The organism is Streptomyces bullii (assembly GCF_042657145.1).
Taxonomy (GTDB): domain Bacteria; phylum Actinomycetota; class Actinomycetes; order Streptomycetales; family Streptomycetaceae; genus Streptomyces; species Streptomyces bullii.
Genome location: NZ_JBHSNY010000029.1, coordinates 1 through 16,551 on the forward strand (window position 1 = coordinate 1; position 16,551 = coordinate 16,551).

Below are 16,551 nucleotides of genomic sequence, written 5' to 3' on the forward strand. Positions count from 1 at the left end.
CTCGATCACCGCCCACAGCTCGTCACTGATCTCCCACGGCTTCCGCCGTGCCACGGGCCACTCCCACAAAGACGGAATCACTTCCATCTCCACCGTGCCACAGGAAGATCATTCTGCAAGGACCCCTTAGAGCGGCGAAGTCCGGCGCCTTCGCCACCGTCATGGGATCCGCCGCCGTCCGTGCTTCGCGGTGATGATGCGGGCGCCGGGCTGATGTCTTCGTTTCCTTGGGGCCCTTCGAGGCCTCTGTCAAGAGCGGTGCAGCCCGGTGTCTCCGTGATCACCGTGAAACTCGCGGCGGCCGGTCGGACATTGATCGTCACGGCGCGAGCCCGCTCCAGGGTCGACCTCTTGTTCCATCCGCGAGCCGTGAGCTCTGCACACAGATCGAGCCCCCGGGGTGCGCTGGTGTCGCGAACGGCTACTGAGATGGCGGACCTGTGAGTCCTGGGATTAGGGCGCCGCGTGACCCGCATGTGCTCGTGACCTGCACAAATGAATGGATTCGGGGAGGATGGCTTGACCGTGTTCTGCGGCATCGACTGGGCGGAGCGTCACCACGACGTCGCCCTCGTCGACGACAACGGCACGCTGCTTGCCAAGGCCCGCATCAGCGACGACGCGGCCGGCTACAGCAAGCTCCTGGAACCTCCTGGCCGAACACGGTGACAGCCCGGACTCCCCCATACCCGTGGCCATCGAAACCAGCCGCGGCCTGCTCGTAGCCGCCCTGCGCACCGGAAGGCGCAATGTCTTCGCGATCAACCCGCTCGCCGCTGAGCTTGTTCCGCTTTGACGGACACCCTCGGTGTGGTGGTCAGGCCGCCAGTGCGGCCTCGTAGTCGGCGGGACTGCGGTAACCGAGGCTGCTGTGCAGTCGGTGCAAGTTGTACCAGCTCTCGATCCACTCAAAGATCGCGGTGTGGGCGGCGGACCTGCTCGGCCAGGGCTGGGTGCCGATCAGCTCGTTCTTCAAGGTGGCGAAGAACGACTCGGCCAGCGCGTTGTCCCAGCACTGGCCGGTGCGGCCGACGGACAGTCGGAACCGGGCGATGCGTCTGCGGCCGCACGCCGTGCCCTCGCGCTTGAGGACGGCGTGGATGCGCGGGGCGCCGTAGGTGCCGCGGGACTGGGCGTGGACGGCGGTGATCTGCTCGGTCAGCTCCGCGTCCTGCGCGGCGCGGGGCCGACAGCACCGGTGCGGCGGGCATAGAAGGCGGCACGGGAGACCTTCAGCAGCTCACAGGCGCGTTTGACGCTGTGGCCCGTGTGCTTCTCCGCCTCGATGAACGGATGCACGTTCACCGGGTCTCCTTCGCGAAGAAAGCCGTGGCCCGCTTGAGGACCTCCACGTCCTCCCGCAGTCGGCGGTTCTCCCGCCGCAGCGCGGCCAGTTCCTCACGTTCGCTGCTGGTCAGCCCGTCACGCTCGCCCGCGTCGACCTCGGCCTGCCGGACCCAGTCGCGCACCGCGGTCTCGGTCAGGTCGAAGTCCTTGGCGACCTGACCGACCGAGCGGTCCCCGCGCTGGCACAGCTCGACAGTCTCGGCCTTAAACTCCGGCGTGAACGAGCGGCGAGGACGCGGCTTCTTCTGCCCCATGCTCTCCATGATGGACATCATCCTTCCGGGGCCGAAGCCCCTGATCTTCGATGTCCGTCAAAGCGGATCCAGCCCAGTCGCCACCTGGGCGGGCCTGGAAGACGAAGCGTTCACGGTGGGGGAGCGCCTCGCCCTGGCCGCCCAAGCCGCCGGCGGGACGGAGCACCACTTGGCAGCGGTCCAACTGCCGGTCAGCCTGGTGATGATGACGCCGCGCTGCTCCAGCCGGACACCGCCGCCCGCGTCCGCGACACCTTTCCCGTCCTGGGCAGTCCGGCCGGCCTGGCCGCCGAAGCGGCCGTGTGCGCCATGCTCCTGCAGACCGTGGCCCGCGGCGACAACCTCACCCTCGCCGGCCAGCTCCGCGCCTGGTCGGAGGAACTACGCCGCCGCTGACCGGGCCAACCGGCGGCACGGCGTGGTCGGGCCGGTGACCGTACCCCGACCATGAGCCCGACCACGGCAGGTCAGCGCGCTGGCAGGCCCACTCACGCCGCCTCGCTACGACCTGTCTTGGGTCAGCTGGGTGGCGGTGTTCTCGACCCAGAGCAATGTCCATTCCACCCCGGCCCGCCATCCGGGATCCGCGCCGGCGGGCTGGCCTTTTACGTCGGCCCGGATCCTCGCGGCGAGGCTGCGCAGCTCGCTCTGCAGCCGCTTCCGTATGGCCGTGTCCACGAACTGGCGCATCTCGCGCATCTCATCAGGCGTGATACCGGGGTACTTCTCGCTCATCCGCTCAACTCTGAACGACGCCCTCAGTGATGGCCATACCGCGAGGTCACCAAGCTGGACGCCGTATGCGGAAGCTCTGGCCAGCCCGTGATCGCCCATGGCAGGCGCTTACTCTCCAGCCGACCACGCCGCCCGCGGCCCCGACCATGACCCCGACCACGGCAGGTCAGCGCCTTGCCGTGCCCGCCGATCCGGGCAAGCCTCAGGCCTGCCCAAAACTCAGGGTGGGGCGCTTCCAGGTTGGGGTACGGGGTTGCTTCCTTGGTGGGCTGGACGGTTGCACGGACCGGGGGACCGAGGGTTGCACCGAGAGGAGGAGCCCTTCCTGCGAGCCAGCCTGATTCCACCAGGTCAGACCGGGAGGGCAAGCCACTTCGCTGCGCCGACACCTCCTCCCACGCGGCAGCCGGGGGAGGAGGCCTTCTGTCCTCCAGGTCCGGCACGGGTCTGCACGCCGGGTCGGGATGTGCGGCCCCATGGTCGTGCCGAGCACGGCCGCTGTTATCGCTCAGGCCGGCGTGACGTTCTCGGCCTGCGGTCCTTTGTTCCCCTGCGTGACGTCGAAGCGGACCTTCTGGCCCTCCTGCAGTTCTCGGTAGCCGCCGCCGGAGATGGCCGAGTAGTGGACGAACACGTCAGGCCCGCCGCCGTCCTGCTCGATGAAGCCGAAGCCCTTTTCCGCGTTGAACCACTTCACCGTGCCGGTGGCCATGTCGGTCTCCCTCATCAATGATCGGGCGGCGTGGCGCCGTGCCACGCGGCCGTGTGTTGGATCATCGTGGACCACCGGGGCGCTGGGAAGGAGAAACGCCCCGGAGCCACGCCTGTGTCGCGGGTACCCCGCGCCCACTCCGTCGGCACGAGCCGTCTCGACCAGCAGCCGTTTTCGTTCGGTACCTGCCCTAGAACGGCGCCGTTCCTTCCCCCATAAAGGGCACAGAGGTCTCGTCTCCGGGGGCGGCGAGGGGACGGATCCGACGCTCGTGCCCGGACGGCAGGCGCAAGCGAACCTCATCGGCGTTTTTCACAGCAGCTGCCACCCATTCCGGCACGTGGCGCAGAACACCGCCCCACAAGCCTTTGTCCGGCAGGAACACGCCGAAGTCGGCCCCGACCGCGATCTGCTGATCATCAACAAGGAGCAGGGCGTCATCACAGCGGAAGGTCATCGGTCATGTCCTCAGGCCTCGTGTCACGACAGAAACAGCGCTGAAGCAGCTGTTCGCGGACTTGGCGGTGGTGATCCCCGGCTGTCACTGTTCGTGACGGTGCCGTCCACGTTCCCCGTGGAGTGTCGCCTCCGCAGAGGACGCTGATGGCGGCGGGGGAAACAAGAAGTTCTCGAAGGCGTCCAGTGCCAACAGCATGAACAGGAGCATCACCGGCAGGAGCAGAGCTATCACGGCCATGACGCCTCCCGATGAAGCAGTGATCATGGGAACGCGGCGGCAGAAGCATCCTGGTCCAGGCTGGGCCGAATGAGGGAGCACCGCGCGCTCGGCGCGGGAGCGTGTAGGCCGTGCGGGTGACGCCTGTCTGGGCGGAGGCAGTATGCGGGGGTGGTCCTGATGTTGACTGGAGTCGCTCGACCTGTCAGGGCAGGTGGCCCTGGTCCCCAGCTCCCATGGGCCAGGGCTGAGTCCAGGTCAGCGGGACACATGGGCCCAGGGTGGGCACAACGGGGGTCTCATCAGTGACAACCGCCAGACGGCGGCTAGCCATAGGCCTGCAAGCTGGGTGGGCTCGTGCGCGGCGGGCTGCCGCGGCGCCGCACGCTGCGTGCGTGGAACGGGGGTGCCATAGCGTCTTCCGGTCGGCCGGGCCGGGTGACACACCCGGCCCGCACGTGGAGGCATACGGTGCAGCGATACCGTCTCCGTGGCCAGCTTGCTCATGCCAACCGGATTCACGAATGCACAAGCGGGCTGCCGGGTGCATTGTGCCAGTTTGAGGCCGTGGTGTGCGGGTCCGGCGAGGCGACCTCGTTACTCGTTGGGTTCGGAGGCGCTGATGTCGGCCAGGGCGGAGTCGGTGTCGCGTTCGACAGCCAGATCTCCCAGGGACACGATGCCGACCGGCCGGCCCTCCTCGATGACCGGCAGACGCCGCACGGCGTGCTCGCGCATGAGCTGAACCGCCCGGCTGATGTCATCGTCCGGGTAGAGGGCGACCAGCTGCTCGCTGCACGCGTCGGCGATGCTGCGGTCCTCGATGTTCCCGCCCGCGCACATCACGCGCACCACCAGGTCCCGGTCGGTCACCAGTCCGCGCAGCTCGTCGTTCTCAGCGACCAAGACCGCACCGATGTCCTCATCGCGCATCAGGCGGGCGACTTCGACCACCGAGGTCTGCGGCCCCACCGCTACCGGCGCGGTCGTCATGATCTCCCGGACCTTCTGGGCTGCCATCGACTCTCCTTACGTCAGGGGTTCACGCCGGAGCGGCCGCGCGGTAACGTTGTCGCCGGCCCCTTGGCCGTACCCGCACCAGGCCGGTGACTCGCGCTGTCCGGGCGCTTTGCGCCCCGATGGCCGAGCGGCCATCGGGCAGCGGGCGGCCTCGGCAGAAGGAGGTCAGTCGGACAGGTCCGCCCGGCCGAACAGTGCGGCGTAGCCGGATGGCAGCTGGCTGAGGATCTGGTTCAGCTCCCCGCCGGAGACGGCGTCGGCCAGAGTGGACAGCACCGCGCTGGCGTCCCACTCGGCCGTACGGGGACGTGCACCGACGCGCTCGGCGACGCGCCGCAAGAACTCCTCCACCCCGAAACTCTCGGTCTGCCGTTCCCCGTCGCCGGTCAGTGGCGCACGGAGCGGTTCGGGCAGCTGTGCGGCCAGATCCGCCGCCTCGGCTGGCGTGATCCTCTGGGAGAGGACTTGAAGGACTGCGGTGATGATCTCCTGGGCTTCTTCCTGGTCGTTGTACTCGCCTCGCTCGCGCACTTGCGCCAGGAACTCGTCGTGCCTCATCGCTGTCCTTCACCTCTTGATCTTTGTCTGACTGCTCACTCCCACACGACGTGGAATATGAGCTGTTATGCGCTGATTATGGGTAGTGGAGGTCGGTCCTGGTCAGGGGGACTTCCGGAACGCAAGCCGGCCGTGGCGTGCCACCGGCCGAGGAGCCTTTCGGAAGGGATGATCGGAGATGACGCTTCCCGTACGACGCGAGCAGACGGGTGCGGCGTGGGACCCGTTCGGTGAGTTCCGCGACCTGTACCAGCGGCTTCCTGGCCCTGGTCATCTGGGTGATCGCCTCGGCAGGGTTCGCGTTCTACGTGGCGAACTTCGCCTCCTACAACAAGACCTACGGCACCTTCGCCGGCGTGATCATCTTCCTGGTGTGGCTGTGGATCACCAACATCGCGATCCTGCTCGGCCTGGAATTCGACGCCGAGACATCCCGCCAGCGCGCCGTCGCCGGCGGCTACCTGCCCGATGAGGAGCCCTACGTCGAACCGCGCGACACCCGCAAGTGGGACGAGGAAGACCGGCGCCGCCTGGAGTAAGCAGCGGCGTGAGCGGACGACTGCTGCGGCTTCGGGCGCGCAGAACGTGGAGGCGGGTCGGGGACGACGTGCGCCGGCTGGGCCATGGGGGCGCCGCACGGCAGGCTGGCTCATGGCTGATCTTGGGTGTGAGTTGCCACCCCGGGGATATGTGCAGTTGATGAGGTTGCTGATGGGACTGTATGAGGCCGACCGGGTCGTGACGCAGCAGGCGGGTTCACGCATTCCCGCCCGTGCCGGCCAGGTGCTGTCGGTGGTGGAGGAGGCCGCGGAGAGTGCGAAGTTGTGGTGCGGCGCGGCCGCGGTGATGGCCGCGTTCGGCGGGTGGCGGGGCCGGAAGGCGGCGGCCGCAGGCGTCGCGGCGCTCGCGGTGGCACAGCTGGTCTCCAACGGCCTGGGCAAGCAGCTCGCTGAGCGGCCCAGGCCGCCGAAGGAGTGGTTTCCGCACGACGAGGTCGACGACCGTCCCGACTCCTCATCGTTTCCCTCCGGGCACACCGCGGCCGCGGTCGCCTTCACTGCCGCCGTCGCCCCCACGTGGCCGGCCGCCGGTATCGCGTGTGCGGTACCGACCGTGCTGGTGGCTGTCGAGCGGGTGCAGTCGGGCGCGCATTACGCCAGCGATGTTGCCGCCGGCGCCGGCATCGGCCTCATCAGTGGCTGGCTCACCCGGCAGACCCCATATCTGCTGCTACGGCACTGGCTGTAGCAGCAGACCCTTGCTGTCGCTCGGCTGTGCGGACAGGTCCAGGCCGGACCGGACAGCCACCCGCCCTCGTCGCAGCGACCTGAACGGGGCCGTGCTGGGTACTCGCCCGACCAGTAAAGCGACCGGGACACGCCGGGTGGACCGGCGAGCAGAGAACGACAGACGGGAGGTGATCGTCGTGGCGAGTATGCAGCCGCACTCCACCGCTTCCGAACGGCAGACGCACAGTGCCGGCGATGAGCCGGTGAGCGAGCTGGTGCAGCGGGCGTCGCAGCAGCTGACGGAGCTGGTGCGCGGTGAACTGCGCTTGGCGCAGGCGGAGATGAAGGAGAAGGGCAAGCGCTACGGCAAGGGCGGCGGGCTGTTCGGCGGAGCCTCAGTGGTCGGTTTCCTGATGCTGCAGGCGCTGGTGGCCACCGTGATCGCGGCGCTGGCGGTGCCGCTGCCGGTGTGGGCGGCGGCGCTGATCGTCACCGCGGTGCTGGGTGTGATCGCCGCGGTGATGGCGCTCAGCGGGAAGAAGCAGGTCGACCAGGCGGCGCCCGCGCCCGAGCAGACGATCGAGAACGTGAAGGCCGACGTGGCCGAGATCAAGGAGAGTGCGCAGCGATGACCCAGCCGCCCCACGATGAGCCCACCGCCTCCAGCCCGGAGGAGGTACGCGAGCAGGTCGAGCAGACCCGCGCCGAGCTCGGCGAGACGGTCGAGGCGCTGGCGGCCAAGACCGACGTCAAGGCCCGCGCCCAGGAGAAGGCCGCAGAGGTCAGGGAACAGGCCGCTGCCAAGGCCGGCGAGCTGAAGGAGCAGGCCGGTGCGAAGGCGGGGGAGCTGAAGGCGAAGGCCGCCGACCTGGCGCACCAGGCACAGGACAAACTGCCCGACCCGGTCAAGGACAAGGCCGCCCACGCCGCCGGGCAGGCCCGGGCCACGGCGGCCCAGGCCGGCCGGCTGTGGCAGGACAAGGCACCCGAACCGGTGCGGCAGAAGACGGCCCAAGGGGCGCAGATGGCGCGGGACAACCGCAACCTGTTGCTCGCGGCCGCGGGCGTGGCCGTCGTTGTGTGGCTGGCCTGCCGCCGGAAGGGGTGAGCCGGGTGAAGGCATCGAAGATCGCATACAAGCCGGTCGGCCTGGCCCTGGGTGCCGTCAGCGGCATGGCCGCCGGGGCGTTGTTCAAGCAGGCGTGGAAGATGCTGGGCCATGACGAGGACGCCCCCGACGCCACCGACGAGGAACGCGACTGGGGCGAGGTTCTGCTGGCCGCCACGCTGCAGGGCGCCATAGACCGTCGCCGTCGACCTGGACGCCGAATCACCGCACATCCTCGTCAACGCCTCCGCGGGCGGCGGCAAGTCGGTGACGCTGCGCCGCATCACCTGCCAGATGCTCCTCACGGCTCCCTCGCGTTCATCCTCGACCACAAGCGATCTCCCATCCCTGGGCACGCGGCATCCCGAGCGTCACCTACTGCGCCGACATCCACGACGCCCTGGGCCAGCTCGGCAGGGAAGGCCGGCGCCGTACGCGGGTCGCCGACGCCCTCGGCACTGACGCCGACCCGGACGCCATCTGTCCGCGGGCCTGCCCTTCACAGCCACTGACCAGACCACTACCCCCTCCTGACAGAAGCGGCCATGAGACTCGAACGGCGTGCGTCGAAAGGCTGGACCTGCGCGTCTGTCGTATGTGTTGAGGAAGGTGATCCCTTCCCCTTCACAGGAGGACCTCATGAGAAGACGTATCCCCGCAGTCATAGCCGCTGCCGGCGCTGCGGCGTTGCTGACCGTTGCGGTGCCGACGAGTGCCCAGGCCGCGACCGGCACGTTCACGTACACACACGCCTACACCAAGCTGCCCGTCACGCTGAACAACCCGCCTGACGCGTCCTGCATCCAAACGACCGCGAACGGTCCGACGACCAACCAGACGAACAGCAGTGTCACGCTGTATCCCAGCCCCGCCTGCCAGGGCGAGCCACTCGGCACACTGCCGCCGAAGGGCACCGCGAGCCTGGCCTTCGCCAGCGTCGTCTTCACAGCACCCTGACCCACCGCCCGGCACCCCACCGCGAACTACTATGGGCCTGCGCTGCCGCCGCCCAGCCCCCGGCAGCCTCCCGCTGGTCCTGGACATCGACCGGTGGCTCCTTGAACTGCGGGTACAGACCGACATCCGCTGGGACAAGGCCAAAGTGGTGCTGAACTGTGGCAAAGGCTGGCACCCGACGGCATTCTGGGCGATGCGCTGACCGTACGGGCCCGGCAGAGCATGCGCCTGAGCATCCCCGGCCGCGAGAGCATAGGGGGTCCGTGCCGACTGCGTCTAGCACGGACCCTCGTTCCTCGACTACAAGCCAATCTCCCACCCATGAGCACGTGGCATCGACAGCATCATCTACTGCGCCGATATCGCCGACATCCACGACACCCTGCGCGACCTCGCCCGCTACTGGGACAGCCACTCCACCATCAGCGTCCTCGGCCCGAGGGGCGCGAGCAGTTCTCCACAGTGCTGCTCGGCACGGCGCTCGCTGCCGCCCCGAAGCCCAGCAGGCACCCGGGCCGCGTCCACGTCGTGCAGGGCTTGACCGCCCACCAGACGCAGGTGCTGTTCCTGACCGATACCGAAGCCGCCGTGTGGGTCACCGCCACGGCGGCCGAAGAGATCTAATTCCGCCTCCGGAAACGCGACGGGCCCCGGGGGATCAGCCATGACAGCCCCGGGGCCCGGCTCGGGGGATCGCATCGTCCAACGACACGACGCCCCCGCCGTCACGCGGTATGCAACAGCGGCCCTCAGCCTTCCTCGCCCTGCTACGGCTGCGTGTGCAGGCAATACGTGCACCTGGATGCTGAGTCGACGCGGCCCATGCACCGCCAACAGGTGCCGCGCTCCCGGACCGGGCCGCGGCCGTCCGCGCATCCCGGGCACGTCATCACCGCTTGACCGATGCCGAAGCTGATCACCATCCATCGCCTTCGGCGGCCTTGCGCGCCATCTCAAGAGACTTCCTCCGCGGAGCGCTCGTCATCGTGGTCGCCCGTCCTGACCGCCAGATAGACGGCGAGGCAGTCATCGGTGTCGCAGACGACAGCCACTCCTGTAGGCATCCGCTCTCCTCCCCAACACGGCATCCGGCAGTCACGACTTCAGCTGCGAGCTGCCTTTGCGTCGTACCCAACCTGACCATCCTGCTGCAGCGGTGTGCCTACGCACGGAGACTCCGCACGAACCCGCCAGGAACCGGGAAGCTCCGGGCGGGGCATCAGCGCCGGTGGCGCCAGTGCTGGTGCGCTTTCAAGACCTCGTAGCTCCACGCGGTGCGCTGCTGGGAGGCGGAGTGGCCCGTATGGAGACCGAGTTAGGCGATCGCGGGGAAGCGGGGGTGCATCTGCCGGTCGCCGACCGTGACCAGCGCCGACAGCAGCGGTTCGCCGTCTTGGCGGTCCTCATCCACCAGCCAGAGGATCACGCTTTCATCGTCGCGGTGGAGACGGGGCAGTCCCGGCAGGCGCTTGCGGATCGCGGGCCAGCTGGTGGTGGCGCCGGCGCGGGCGGTCTGCTCCAGTAGCGGACGCAGTCCGGTCGCGATCTCCGGAGCGGTGAGCACGCGGTTCCGCTCCCCGGAAGGAGGCGCGGCCTTGCGGAGACTTCCAGGGGAAGTGCTACCGCAACATCTGCCCCGTCTTTCAACGGCATGCACCGGCTCAGTGCAAGTTGCTACGGGCCTTCACGACCTTCTAACCCGAGTCCGGACACGCGACGGGCCCCGGGCAGGGTCAGCCATGACACCCGGGGCCCCTGACAGCCGGGGAGGCCGTCCTGACAACGATGCAGGCCCGCCGGCCGTCACGGCCCCGGCGTGCGCGCGCCTGCGTCCTGACCTCTTGACGGTGATCAGGTGGCGGGCGGATCGTGGCCGCTCGAGTCACGCTCCACCCCGAAAGGGGGCCTTGCATGTCGTTCACCTGGCGCTACGTGGTGCGCCCCGACGGCTCGTTCATCCGCTTCGGCAACCTCAACGGCAGCCTCGACAATGTCAGCGACAAGGAACTCGCCCGCCGATCCGGAACGAAGATGATCAGCCAGCCCGGCCCTGCTCCCGCTGCGGCGGAGACCTTCTGTTGCACTGGCATGGCCCGCTGATAACCGGCGTGTGGATGGAGCTCTGCCCGGCCTGCGACGCCAGCCGCCCGGCTGCCAGCGCGTTCATCCGCTGGCACCGTGACCCCGACCGCGACCCGAAGGCTTTGCCCCCGCTGTTCGAGGACTGGGAGACCGAGACCATGCACGCCCACGGCTGGGCCCGCGCCGAACAGCCAGAGGCGCCCGCTCGTCCGCCGGCCCCGCCGGGCCTCACGCCGCGTGGGCGAGGCTGAGCTTCAGGGGTGCCGGCCGGAGGCGTTTCCGCCCGGGTCGTCGGCGAGCATGATCGCGGCCATGGTGCGCTTGCCGACCGGTTCCCGGTGTACCTCGAAGCTCTGGCTCACGGCCATGACGATTTCCAGGCCGTGCTGGCCAACCCGCCCCGGATCAGGGGCTTTGGGGACCGGCAGCATGGGCTCGCTGTCCCAGACGGTGACCTCCACCCGGCCCTCACGCAGCTGAAGATCGAGCAGGCACGGGCCGTGCGCGTACTTGCAGGCGTTCGTCAGCAGCTCGCTGACCACCAGCTGCACCATGTCCATCGCGCGTTCGGACACCGGAAGGCCGTGAACGGACTGCAGGCGCTCCAGGAAGGCGTGGGCCAGGTCCCGGGCCCTGGCTATGTCACCCGGCTGGCCCTCATAGGCTGCCGACTCCTTGACCAGCTCGCCACCTCGCAGCTGGTCATCGTTGTGGGCAGCGCCGTCCATCCGATCCACCCTCTCCCTGAGCCCTGGACCTACGCTAGCGTGTACCCCTCAACCAGCGGAGAAGGCCAGCCGTCACCCATCCGGAGTCGCGCCGATGGTCGCTTGGTGTACCGGGGGGAGGACCTTGGTGTGACGCCGCTGGCCGTCCGTGCTACCAGCATGTCGCCCAGGGCACGGTGGCCGCCGTTCAGCGGCTGCCAGGTGTAGCTGCCGAAGTAGTGGTGCCAGGCGCCGTAGAAGGCGGCGTACTGTTCCATAGCGACCGCCGAGACGGTGGGAGACGCCATGTGGGTCGGGGCGATCATGACGCCGACCCCGGGGATCGACCACACCTTCGGCCGCGCCGCTTGCACGGCTGGTCAGCGGCGCCCGCCGCAGCAGGGGGCTGGCTGGGGAGGGTTACACGCGATGTTGGGGCTTCCTCGAGGAAGCCTTCCTGGCGGGCGGCTTCGCGGTCTCCCGCGCCGGAGTCTCCTTCATGGACCTGCCCGGCAGTTCGGGGACGTCCGGCTGCCGCGCGACGCCTGGGCCTTTTCTACGGACTCGTGCAGCGCTGCCATCAGGTCGACCAGCTGACCCGGCCGGGCTGCTGGCTGCGGAGCCTCCGGAAGCCGGAGCCCCTCCTGCTTGGCCTCGATGACCTCGCGCAGAGCTTCGGTGTAGCGGTCGGTGAACTCCGGGCCTTCGACGCTGTCGCGGGACATGACTTCGATCAGCGCCACGGCTTCCTCGACCTCACCCTCTTCCAGCCGGACAGGGGCGGGGGCGACCTGGGCGGGGTCCCGGATTTCGTCCGGCCACAGAAGCCCGTGCAGTGTGATCACGTCGCCGCGGACCCGGAGCAGGCCGAGCCGTTCACGGCCGTGCCATGCGTAGCGGGCCACCGCCACCTTCGAGGCGCGCTGCAGGGCCTGGCGCAGCACCACGTACGGCTTCGCCGCCACGGCGCCCTGCGGCTGGAGGTAGTAGCCGGGGCCGATCCGGATCGGGTCGACGGCGGCGGCCTGGAGGAAGCCCACCAGCTCGATCGCGCGCGCCGTGGGCAGCGGCATGCGCCGCAGGTCTTCCGCGGTGAGCGGGATGACGCGGCCGCCGGCCAGCTCGTAGCCCTGGCCGATCTCCCCGAACGAGACCTCACGGTCCTCGATCTCGCAAGTAGCGGTTGCGCACCCGGCCGTTGTCGGCCAGGTGGATCCGGCGGAAGCGAACGCTGTGGTCCTCGGTCGCGGCTTGTACGGCGATCGGGACGCTGACCAGCCCGAACGAGATGGCGCCGTTCCACACACTCGCGGGCATGACACACCTCCAGCCCGAGCAGCACCAGCCTATGAGCTCCGCCGCAGCCTGGCACGCTCCAGAGTCCGCGACGTTACGAGTCGAGCGCCTGGCGCACGTCCAGGTGGCAGCGCAGCCGCCCCGGGCTCCCCCGGCTCCCGCACGGTGCGCTCTGCCGTCGCGGTCGCCCACTTGACGGCGAGCGCTTCCTGGACCGCGAACGCGGTCGCGTCGTCAGCAGCGGCCACGTCCACGACGGCCAGCCCGGGCCCGGCCACGTGCCTCTCGTTGATCGGTCTCATGCCCGGCAGCACGCGCCAACGCCGGGGGCGGTTCTGCGGCTCGGGCCGGTTCACCCGATCGAGTAGGGTCTCCTCTTCTGTGACGCACAGCACACACGAACTTCTGTCACAGGAGTACCCGTTTGCGCTCCGCCTCCGGACGTACAGGTCGACGCTGTTGTCGACGAAGGAGTTGCGGTGGTGGAGGAAGAGTTCCCGGTCCCGGTGCCGGGGCGGCTGACGGGCCTGGCGGCCACGGTGGTGCAGGTCCGCGGTGCGGTGTCGCTGGAACGGGAGAAGCGCCGCACCATGACCGAGCTCGCGGAGTGTCTGACAGACAGCGGCCAGGCCAGCCGGGTCACGCACCGCGATGCGTCCGGCGGCGAGTGGACGATCATGCTCGGGCCGGCCGTCAGTGGGAACGGTGGCTGGTGACAGACGAAGCCGGACAAGAGGCAGAAGGCCGTACGGACCCCCGTGCGGCCTTCTACCGCGCGCATCACCCCAAGCTGGTCGGATACATTCGCCGCCGGATCGGCGATCAAGGTGAGGCGGAGGCACTTGCCCAGGAGACCTGGATCGCGTTCCTGCGCCGCTTCGACTACTACCAGCAGGTGTACGACAACCCCGTCGGCCCCTTGTTCGTCATCGCCCGGCGGAAAGTCGCCGATGCCGATGCAACAGCCACCGGCTACCCCCGCGCCGAGCACCTGTGGGACTGGAACACCGACCTTGTGCGGCTGGGCCCCTTGCTGCCTGCCTCTATCCGCTGCCGCGACGTGGCCATCATGTTGGCGACTGGGACATCCGACACCGTTTTTGCGTCGGGGGGAAGAGCTTCTCCAACACGGGCTGGCTCCGGCACCACACCCTCACCCTCCAGCGGGCTCCGCACCTGTTGAGCAGCTTCCGCCACAGCACAGTCCTTGCCCGAGAACAGAGCTGCTTGCAGCTGGCAGGCAGCCGGCGCGCTCTCTACAACCTAATCGGACGTGAAGCGACCGAGGCCTACGAGCAAGCCGTTGAGGAGAACAACGCGAGCTGCCTGCAGTGCCACTTCAGCGCCGACCCCCAGCTGGCACCTCGGCTCCTGGTCTGGGCTCAGACCGCTTCTCCAGATGCAGCAGCCGACGCCCACAGGATCCTCGCCGACCTCGTGACTCCTGCCACCAGCGGACTACTGGTGCCGATCAGCGTCCGTGACGTTGCGCCGCCGGTTCCAACAGCTGCGTCCCAGCGGGCCAATCTTGTTCCCGGCCGCACGTGACCAAGTTTGACCAGGAGGGCGCCCGCGCAACGGGCCGCACGGAAGCTCCCGTGCGGCCGGTCGACTGCTGCGCAGAGGCTTCACCGGCGGGGGCGGTGGCAGCTACATGCCGAGCATGCGGCGTACGGCAGCGGCCGGATCCATGCCCAGCATGTAGGCGACGACGACTATGCCCAGGAGGAGCGCGGCGATCCCGCCGGCCTTGTTGGCGAATCCCTTGACGAACTCCTCGCCGGACAGCTTCACCAGCTTCCAGGCGCTGGCCCGCATGCGGGCGGCGATGATGCGCAGACGCCTGGAGAGGCGGCGCGACCTATTCGGGCGCGCGGGTACGCCAGGTTGGTGGCTGGCGGAGGGCTGAACGGGCAGCGCGGGATCGATGTCCCGGGGCATGGTGGGGCTCCTTTGGGCGGTGGTAGAACAGGGAACGCGGACACCTGATTGGTGTCGTCCGCGGGGGTGTGCGCCCGCGGTCGGCGGTCCTGCTGCGGCTCTCTGCGTGAGAGCGTCCCTGTGGTGTCTCGGCCCTGGCCCAGGGTGGCGTGTTTAGCGTAGCCGCGATCGGCGCGGGCGTTCCCTCGGTCGTCTGTCGAGTGGTCATCGTTCTGGTCTCCGGGGTGAGTTCGGCTTGGCGGGCGGGACGGTGACAGGTCTTAGGTGCTTGCGTCTCGTCCTTGCGGGATCGGCTTCTTCACCCCGTAGGGCCGGAAGCCGGAGCACGAACAGCACCGGCTGGGGAGAAAACCGCGAAACATAGCGAAGGCCCGGACCACCCGGTCCGGGCCTTCGCTTACATAGGAGTTATGGGGCGCTGGAGCCGGTTTGTTTGGTGTGCCGTCTACGCCCAGCGCATCCCGATCGCCGACAGCCGCTCGATCCGCTCCGGCGACAACGTCGCGGCCCTGGACCGCTGGTTCCCGACCCATGCCCCCAGCCGCAGCTCTCGGACCTCCTGATCCTCGCCGCTGTCGCTGTTCCCGTCGCCGCCGACGACGATCCGTTCGACGTGCTTCCTCGGCACGCGCAGGTGCCCCTCGCGCTCGTAGAACTGACGGGCGGCGGCGTAGTTCAGCGCCCACTTGTCGGCCTGCGTGCGGCGCGGTTTCGGCTTCTCCTCCTCGGTGGCGGGCTCGATCCCGAGGATGTGTTCGCACATCCACTGCTGGACGGTGGTGAGCTTGTCCCAGCCGAAGCGGACCGACTTGACCCATCGCCCGAGGTCCTCGCCCTGGTGCACGACCTTGTCCGGCTGACAGCACCCAGGCCGACGTCGTCTTCACCGGCAGCCCCTCCGCCTGCCGCTGCTCGACCTCCAAGCCCCGGCGGGCGGCGGCCCTGGCATTCTTCAGAAAGATGCCGATCTTGAAACCCTTGTGCGTGGCATCGAGGGGAGCCAGAAGGTGGCCGTGTTCGGCCGCCCACCCACGGGCCGCGGCGAGCGCCTCTTCCCAGGCGACATCGTGGTGCGACCACACCATGCTCAATTTCTCCAGCTGCTCGATGCGGGCTTCCCGCACTGGAACACGGTCTACGGATACTTCGCCAAGTGGCAGAGGGACGGCGTCTTCGCCCAGCTCAACGGCCTGCTGCGAGAACTGGTACGTCAGCAGGAGGGCCGCAACGCGAGCCCGTCGGCCTGCGTGATCGACGCACAGAGCGTCAAGACCTCCACCAGCGTGCCCGCCACGAGTCAGGGCACGGACGCGGGCAAGAAGATCGTAGGCCGCAAGCGGAGCATCGTCACGGACACGCCAGGCCTCCTCCTCGCGGTGCTGGTCACCGCGGCCAGCGTCCAGGACTCGGTAGCCGGCACCCGCCTGCTCGGCCAGGTGGCCGCCGCCCACCCCGGCCTCCGCAAGGTCTGGGTCGACGGCGGCTACCGCAAGCACTTCGTCGAGCACGCCGCCACCCTCGGCATCGACATGTAAATCGTCAGCCGCACCCCCGGGACCAGGGGATTCACCCCGATACCGAAGCGGTGGACGGTTGAACGAACGTACGGATGGCTGATGCTCCACGGCCGCCTCGCCCGCGACTACGAGACCCTTCCCGCCCGCTCCGAGGCCATGGTCCACCTCGCCATGACCGACCTGATGGCCCGCCGCCTCACCGGCGAGACCACCATCTCCTGGCGCGACCCGACACCACATGATGAAGTCTGCATTCCGGGATAAAACAACGGGAGAAAACGACCTCTAACGAGCTCGTGCATGGTAGGCGTTGAGACGTCGAGGATGACGGCGGGGCGCAGTGCTCACATCTGCCGTGTCGGAATCAGGTCTGCTGTCTGCTGATGGGACAGCAGGCCGGCGACGGCTTGAA

The 16,551-nt window shown here is 68.7% G+C and carries 23 protein-coding genes and 7 pseudogenes; 13 read left to right on the top strand and 17 right to left on the bottom strand.

Features of this window, described 5'->3' with window-relative positions:
- Positions 1-495: 495 nt before the first annotated feature.
- Positions 496-778 (top strand): annotated as a pseudogene (locus ACFPZJ_RS39225) (IS110 family transposase); the annotation flags it as partial.
- 39 nt (positions 779-817) lie between these two features.
- Here the strand turns inward: ACFPZJ_RS39225 and ACFPZJ_RS39230 are convergent.
- The 9 genes and pseudogenes from ACFPZJ_RS39230 to ACFPZJ_RS39270 all read right to left on the bottom strand — a co-directional run.
- A pseudogene (locus ACFPZJ_RS39230) lies at positions 818-1,036 on the bottom strand (integrase core domain-containing protein); the annotation flags it as partial.
- Between the two features lie 69 nt (positions 1,037-1,105).
- Positions 1,106-1,162 (bottom strand): annotated as a pseudogene (locus ACFPZJ_RS39235) (hypothetical protein); the annotation flags it as partial.
- Positions 1,159-1,305: a hypothetical protein gene (locus ACFPZJ_RS39240; RefSeq protein WP_381031800.1), complete on the bottom strand. Its 147-nt coding sequence runs from the start codon at positions 1,303-1,305 to the stop codon at positions 1,159-1,161. The pseudogene ACFPZJ_RS39235 and the gene ACFPZJ_RS39240, both read right to left, overlap by 4 nt.
- Positions 1,302-1,610 carry a transposase gene (locus ACFPZJ_RS39245; RefSeq protein WP_381031802.1) on the bottom strand — a complete coding sequence of 103 codons (309 nt, stop codon included), beginning with the start codon at positions 1,608-1,610 and terminating at the stop codon, positions 1,302-1,304. The genes ACFPZJ_RS39240 and ACFPZJ_RS39245 overlap by 4 nt, the downstream gene beginning before the upstream one ends.
- 492 nt (positions 1,611-2,102) lie before the next feature.
- Complete coding sequence (locus ACFPZJ_RS39250; RefSeq protein WP_381031804.1) at positions 2,103-2,336, bottom strand: hypothetical protein; 234 nt, start codon at positions 2,334-2,336, stop codon at positions 2,103-2,105.
- 508 nt (positions 2,337-2,844) lie between these two features.
- Positions 2,845-3,048: a cold-shock protein gene (locus tag ACFPZJ_RS39255; RefSeq protein ID WP_381031805.1), complete on the bottom strand. Its 204-nt coding sequence runs from the start codon at positions 3,046-3,048 to the stop codon at positions 2,845-2,847.
- A gap of 190 nt (positions 3,049-3,238) precedes the next feature.
- The gene (locus tag ACFPZJ_RS39260; RefSeq protein ID WP_381031807.1) at positions 3,239-3,505 is read right to left on the bottom strand and encodes a hypothetical protein; all 267 of its coding nucleotides are present in this window, start codon (positions 3,503-3,505) and stop codon (positions 3,239-3,241) included.
- 816 nt (positions 3,506-4,321) lie between these two features.
- Complete coding sequence (locus ACFPZJ_RS39265) at positions 4,322-4,744, bottom strand: CBS domain-containing protein (protein WP_381031809.1); 423 nt, start codon at positions 4,742-4,744, stop codon at positions 4,322-4,324.
- Positions 4,745-4,909: 165 nt separating this feature from the next.
- Positions 4,910-5,302: a DUF2267 domain-containing protein gene (locus tag ACFPZJ_RS39270; RefSeq protein ID WP_381031811.1), complete on the bottom strand. Its 393-nt coding sequence runs from the start codon at positions 5,300-5,302 to the stop codon at positions 4,910-4,912.
- A gap of 191 nt (positions 5,303-5,493) precedes the next feature.
- On the opposite strand from ACFPZJ_RS39270, the pseudogene ACFPZJ_RS39275 reads away from it, so the two are divergent.
- The 7 genes and pseudogenes from ACFPZJ_RS39275 to ACFPZJ_RS39305 all read left to right on the top strand — a co-directional run.
- Positions 5,494-5,841, top strand: a pseudogene (locus ACFPZJ_RS39275) (YihY/virulence factor BrkB family protein); the annotation flags it as partial.
- Between the two features lie 160 nt (positions 5,842-6,001).
- Positions 6,002-6,550: a phosphatase PAP2 family protein gene (locus ACFPZJ_RS39280; RefSeq protein WP_381031812.1), complete on the top strand. Its 549-nt coding sequence runs from the start codon at positions 6,002-6,004 to the stop codon at positions 6,548-6,550.
- 187 nt (positions 6,551-6,737) lie between these two features.
- Positions 6,738-7,163 carry a phage holin family protein gene (locus ACFPZJ_RS39285; protein ID WP_381031838.1) on the top strand — a complete coding sequence of 142 codons (426 nt, stop codon included), beginning with the start codon at positions 6,738-6,740 and terminating at the stop codon, positions 7,161-7,163.
- Complete coding sequence (locus ACFPZJ_RS39290; protein ID WP_381031814.1) at positions 7,160-7,639, top strand: DUF3618 domain-containing protein; 480 nt, start codon at positions 7,160-7,162, stop codon at positions 7,637-7,639. The genes ACFPZJ_RS39285 and ACFPZJ_RS39290 overlap by 4 nt, the downstream gene beginning before the upstream one ends.
- 5 nt (positions 7,640-7,644) lie before the next feature.
- A pseudogene (locus ACFPZJ_RS39295) lies at positions 7,645-7,833 on the top strand (DUF4235 domain-containing protein); the annotation flags it as partial.
- A 445-nt stretch (positions 7,834-8,278) separates the two neighbouring features.
- Positions 8,279-8,596: a hypothetical protein gene (locus tag ACFPZJ_RS39300; RefSeq protein ID WP_381031816.1), complete on the top strand. Its 318-nt coding sequence runs from the start codon at positions 8,279-8,281 to the stop codon at positions 8,594-8,596.
- A gap of 462 nt (positions 8,597-9,058) precedes the next feature.
- Entirely contained in the window at positions 9,059-9,220 is a 162-nt protein-coding gene (locus ACFPZJ_RS39305; protein ID WP_381031818.1) for a hypothetical protein, read from the top strand.
- Between the two features lie 691 nt (positions 9,221-9,911).
- Here ACFPZJ_RS39305 and ACFPZJ_RS39310 read toward each other — a convergent pair.
- Positions 9,912-10,160, bottom strand: coding sequence for a hypothetical protein (locus ACFPZJ_RS39310; RefSeq protein WP_381031820.1), 249 nt, complete (start codon positions 10,158-10,160; stop codon positions 9,912-9,914).
- A 347-nt stretch (positions 10,161-10,507) separates the two neighbouring features.
- Here ACFPZJ_RS39310 and ACFPZJ_RS39315 point away from each other — a divergent pair, with 347 nt between their 5' ends.
- On the top strand, positions 10,508-10,696 hold the full coding sequence (locus ACFPZJ_RS39315; protein ID WP_381031822.1) for a hypothetical protein: 189 nt from the start codon (positions 10,508-10,510) through the stop codon (positions 10,694-10,696).
- Positions 10,675-10,929 carry a DUF6300 family protein gene (locus ACFPZJ_RS39320; protein WP_381031824.1) on the top strand — a complete coding sequence of 85 codons (255 nt, stop codon included), beginning with the start codon at positions 10,675-10,677 and terminating at the stop codon, positions 10,927-10,929. The genes ACFPZJ_RS39315 and ACFPZJ_RS39320 overlap by 22 nt, the downstream gene beginning before the upstream one ends.
- Positions 10,930-10,932: 3 nt before the next feature.
- Here ACFPZJ_RS39320 and ACFPZJ_RS39325 read toward each other — a convergent pair whose 3' ends face one another.
- From ACFPZJ_RS39325 to ACFPZJ_RS39340, 4 genes are all read right to left on the bottom strand, one after another.
- Positions 10,933-11,406, bottom strand: a complete 474-nt coding sequence (locus ACFPZJ_RS39325; protein WP_381031826.1) for an ATP-binding protein — start codon at positions 11,404-11,406, stop codon at positions 10,933-10,935.
- Between the two features lie 476 nt (positions 11,407-11,882).
- Positions 11,883-12,554 carry a non-homologous end joining protein Ku gene (ku, locus tag ACFPZJ_RS39330; RefSeq protein WP_381031840.1) on the bottom strand — a complete coding sequence of 224 codons (672 nt, stop codon included), beginning with the start codon at positions 12,552-12,554 and terminating at the stop codon, positions 11,883-11,885.
- The gene (locus ACFPZJ_RS39335) at positions 12,541-12,702 is read right to left on the bottom strand and encodes a hypothetical protein (RefSeq protein WP_381031842.1); all 162 of its coding nucleotides are present in this window, start codon (positions 12,700-12,702) and stop codon (positions 12,541-12,543) included. The genes ku and ACFPZJ_RS39335 overlap by 14 nt, the downstream gene beginning before the upstream one ends.
- 29 nt (positions 12,703-12,731) lie before the next feature.
- The gene (locus tag ACFPZJ_RS39340; protein ID WP_381031828.1) at positions 12,732-12,983 is read right to left on the bottom strand and encodes a DUF6207 family protein; all 252 of its coding nucleotides are present in this window, start codon (positions 12,981-12,983) and stop codon (positions 12,732-12,734) included.
- A gap of 177 nt (positions 12,984-13,160) precedes the next feature.
- Between ACFPZJ_RS39340 and ACFPZJ_RS39345 the strand changes: the two genes are divergently transcribed.
- Together ACFPZJ_RS39345 and ACFPZJ_RS39350 are read left to right on the top strand one after the other, a co-directional pair.
- On the top strand, positions 13,161-13,397 hold the full coding sequence (locus ACFPZJ_RS39345; RefSeq protein WP_381031830.1) for a hypothetical protein: 237 nt from the start codon (positions 13,161-13,163) through the stop codon (positions 13,395-13,397).
- The gene (locus tag ACFPZJ_RS39350) at positions 13,394-13,864 is read left to right on the top strand and encodes an RNA polymerase sigma factor (protein ID WP_381031832.1); all 471 of its coding nucleotides are present in this window, start codon (positions 13,394-13,396) and stop codon (positions 13,862-13,864) included. Before ACFPZJ_RS39345 ends, ACFPZJ_RS39350 begins: the two co-directional genes overlap by 4 nt.
- Before the next feature lie 467 nt (positions 13,865-14,331).
- Here the strand turns inward: ACFPZJ_RS39350 and ACFPZJ_RS39355 are convergent, their stop codons facing one another.
- The 3 genes and pseudogenes from ACFPZJ_RS39355 to ACFPZJ_RS39365 form a co-directional block, all read right to left on the bottom strand.
- Entirely contained in the window at positions 14,332-14,499 is a 168-nt protein-coding gene (locus ACFPZJ_RS39355) for a hypothetical protein (protein WP_381031834.1), read from the bottom strand.
- Positions 14,500-15,067: 568 nt separating this feature from the next.
- Positions 15,068-15,466, bottom strand: a complete 399-nt coding sequence (locus tag ACFPZJ_RS39360) for a helicase associated domain-containing protein (RefSeq protein WP_381031836.1) — start codon at positions 15,464-15,466, stop codon at positions 15,068-15,070.
- Between the two features lie 118 nt (positions 15,467-15,584).
- Positions 15,585-15,632: pseudogene (locus ACFPZJ_RS39365) on the bottom strand (hypothetical protein); the annotation flags it as partial.
- On the opposite strand from ACFPZJ_RS39365, the pseudogene ACFPZJ_RS39370 reads away from it, so the two are divergent.
- Positions 15,612-16,403 (top strand): annotated as a pseudogene (locus tag ACFPZJ_RS39370) (IS5 family transposase). The pseudogenes ACFPZJ_RS39365 and ACFPZJ_RS39370 overlap by 21 nt on opposite strands.
- Positions 16,404-16,551: the final 148 nt, after the last annotated feature.

What these genes read in the sequence shown, in the direction of transcription:
- ACFPZJ_RS39285 (WP_381031838.1), top strand. Translation starts at nt 6,738, where the DNA reads ATGCAGCCGCACTCCACCGCTTCCGAACGGCAGACGCACAGTGCCGGC.
- ACFPZJ_RS39355 (WP_381031834.1), bottom strand. Translation starts at nt 14,499, where the DNA reads ATGCGGGCCAGCGCCTGGAAGCTGGTGAAGCTGTCCGGCGAGGAGTTC.
- ACFPZJ_RS39270 (WP_381031811.1), bottom strand. Translation starts at nt 5,302, where the DNA reads ATGAGGCACGACGAGTTCCTGGCGCAAGTGCGCGAGCGAGGCGAGTAC.
- ACFPZJ_RS39245 (WP_381031802.1), bottom strand. Translation starts at nt 1,610, where the DNA reads ATGGAGAGCATGGGGCAGAAGAAGCCGCGTCCTCGCCGCTCGTTCACG.
- ACFPZJ_RS39315 (WP_381031822.1), top strand. Translation starts at nt 10,508, where the DNA reads ATGTCGTTCACCTGGCGCTACGTGGTGCGCCCCGACGGCTCGTTCATC.
- ACFPZJ_RS39325 (WP_381031826.1), bottom strand. Translation starts at nt 11,406, where the DNA reads ATGGACGGCGCTGCCCACAACGATGACCAGCTGCGAGGTGGCGAGCTG.
- ACFPZJ_RS39335 (WP_381031842.1), bottom strand. Translation starts at nt 12,702, where the DNA reads ATGCCCGCGAGTGTGTGGAACGGCGCCATCTCGTTCGGGCTGGTCAGC.
- ACFPZJ_RS39265 (WP_381031809.1), bottom strand. Translation starts at nt 4,744, where the DNA reads ATGGCAGCCCAGAAGGTCCGGGAGATCATGACGACCGCGCCGGTAGCG.
- ACFPZJ_RS39300 (WP_381031816.1), top strand. Translation starts at nt 8,279, where the DNA reads ATGAGAAGACGTATCCCCGCAGTCATAGCCGCTGCCGGCGCTGCGGCG.
- ACFPZJ_RS39340 (WP_381031828.1), bottom strand. Translation starts at nt 12,983, where the DNA reads ATGAGACCGATCAACGAGAGGCACGTGGCCGGGCCCGGGCTGGCCGTC.
- ACFPZJ_RS39280 (WP_381031812.1), top strand. Translation starts at nt 6,002, where the DNA reads ATGAGGTTGCTGATGGGACTGTATGAGGCCGACCGGGTCGTGACGCAG.
- ACFPZJ_RS39255 (WP_381031805.1), bottom strand. Translation starts at nt 3,048, where the DNA reads ATGGCCACCGGCACGGTGAAGTGGTTCAACGCGGAAAAGGGCTTCGGC.
- ACFPZJ_RS39250 (WP_381031804.1), bottom strand. Translation starts at nt 2,336, where the DNA reads ATGAGCGAGAAGTACCCCGGTATCACGCCTGATGAGATGCGCGAGATG.
- ACFPZJ_RS39290 (WP_381031814.1), top strand. Translation starts at nt 7,160, where the DNA reads ATGACCCAGCCGCCCCACGATGAGCCCACCGCCTCCAGCCCGGAGGAG.
- ACFPZJ_RS39260 (WP_381031807.1), bottom strand. Translation starts at nt 3,505, where the DNA reads ATGACCTTCCGCTGTGATGACGCCCTGCTCCTTGTTGATGATCAGCAG.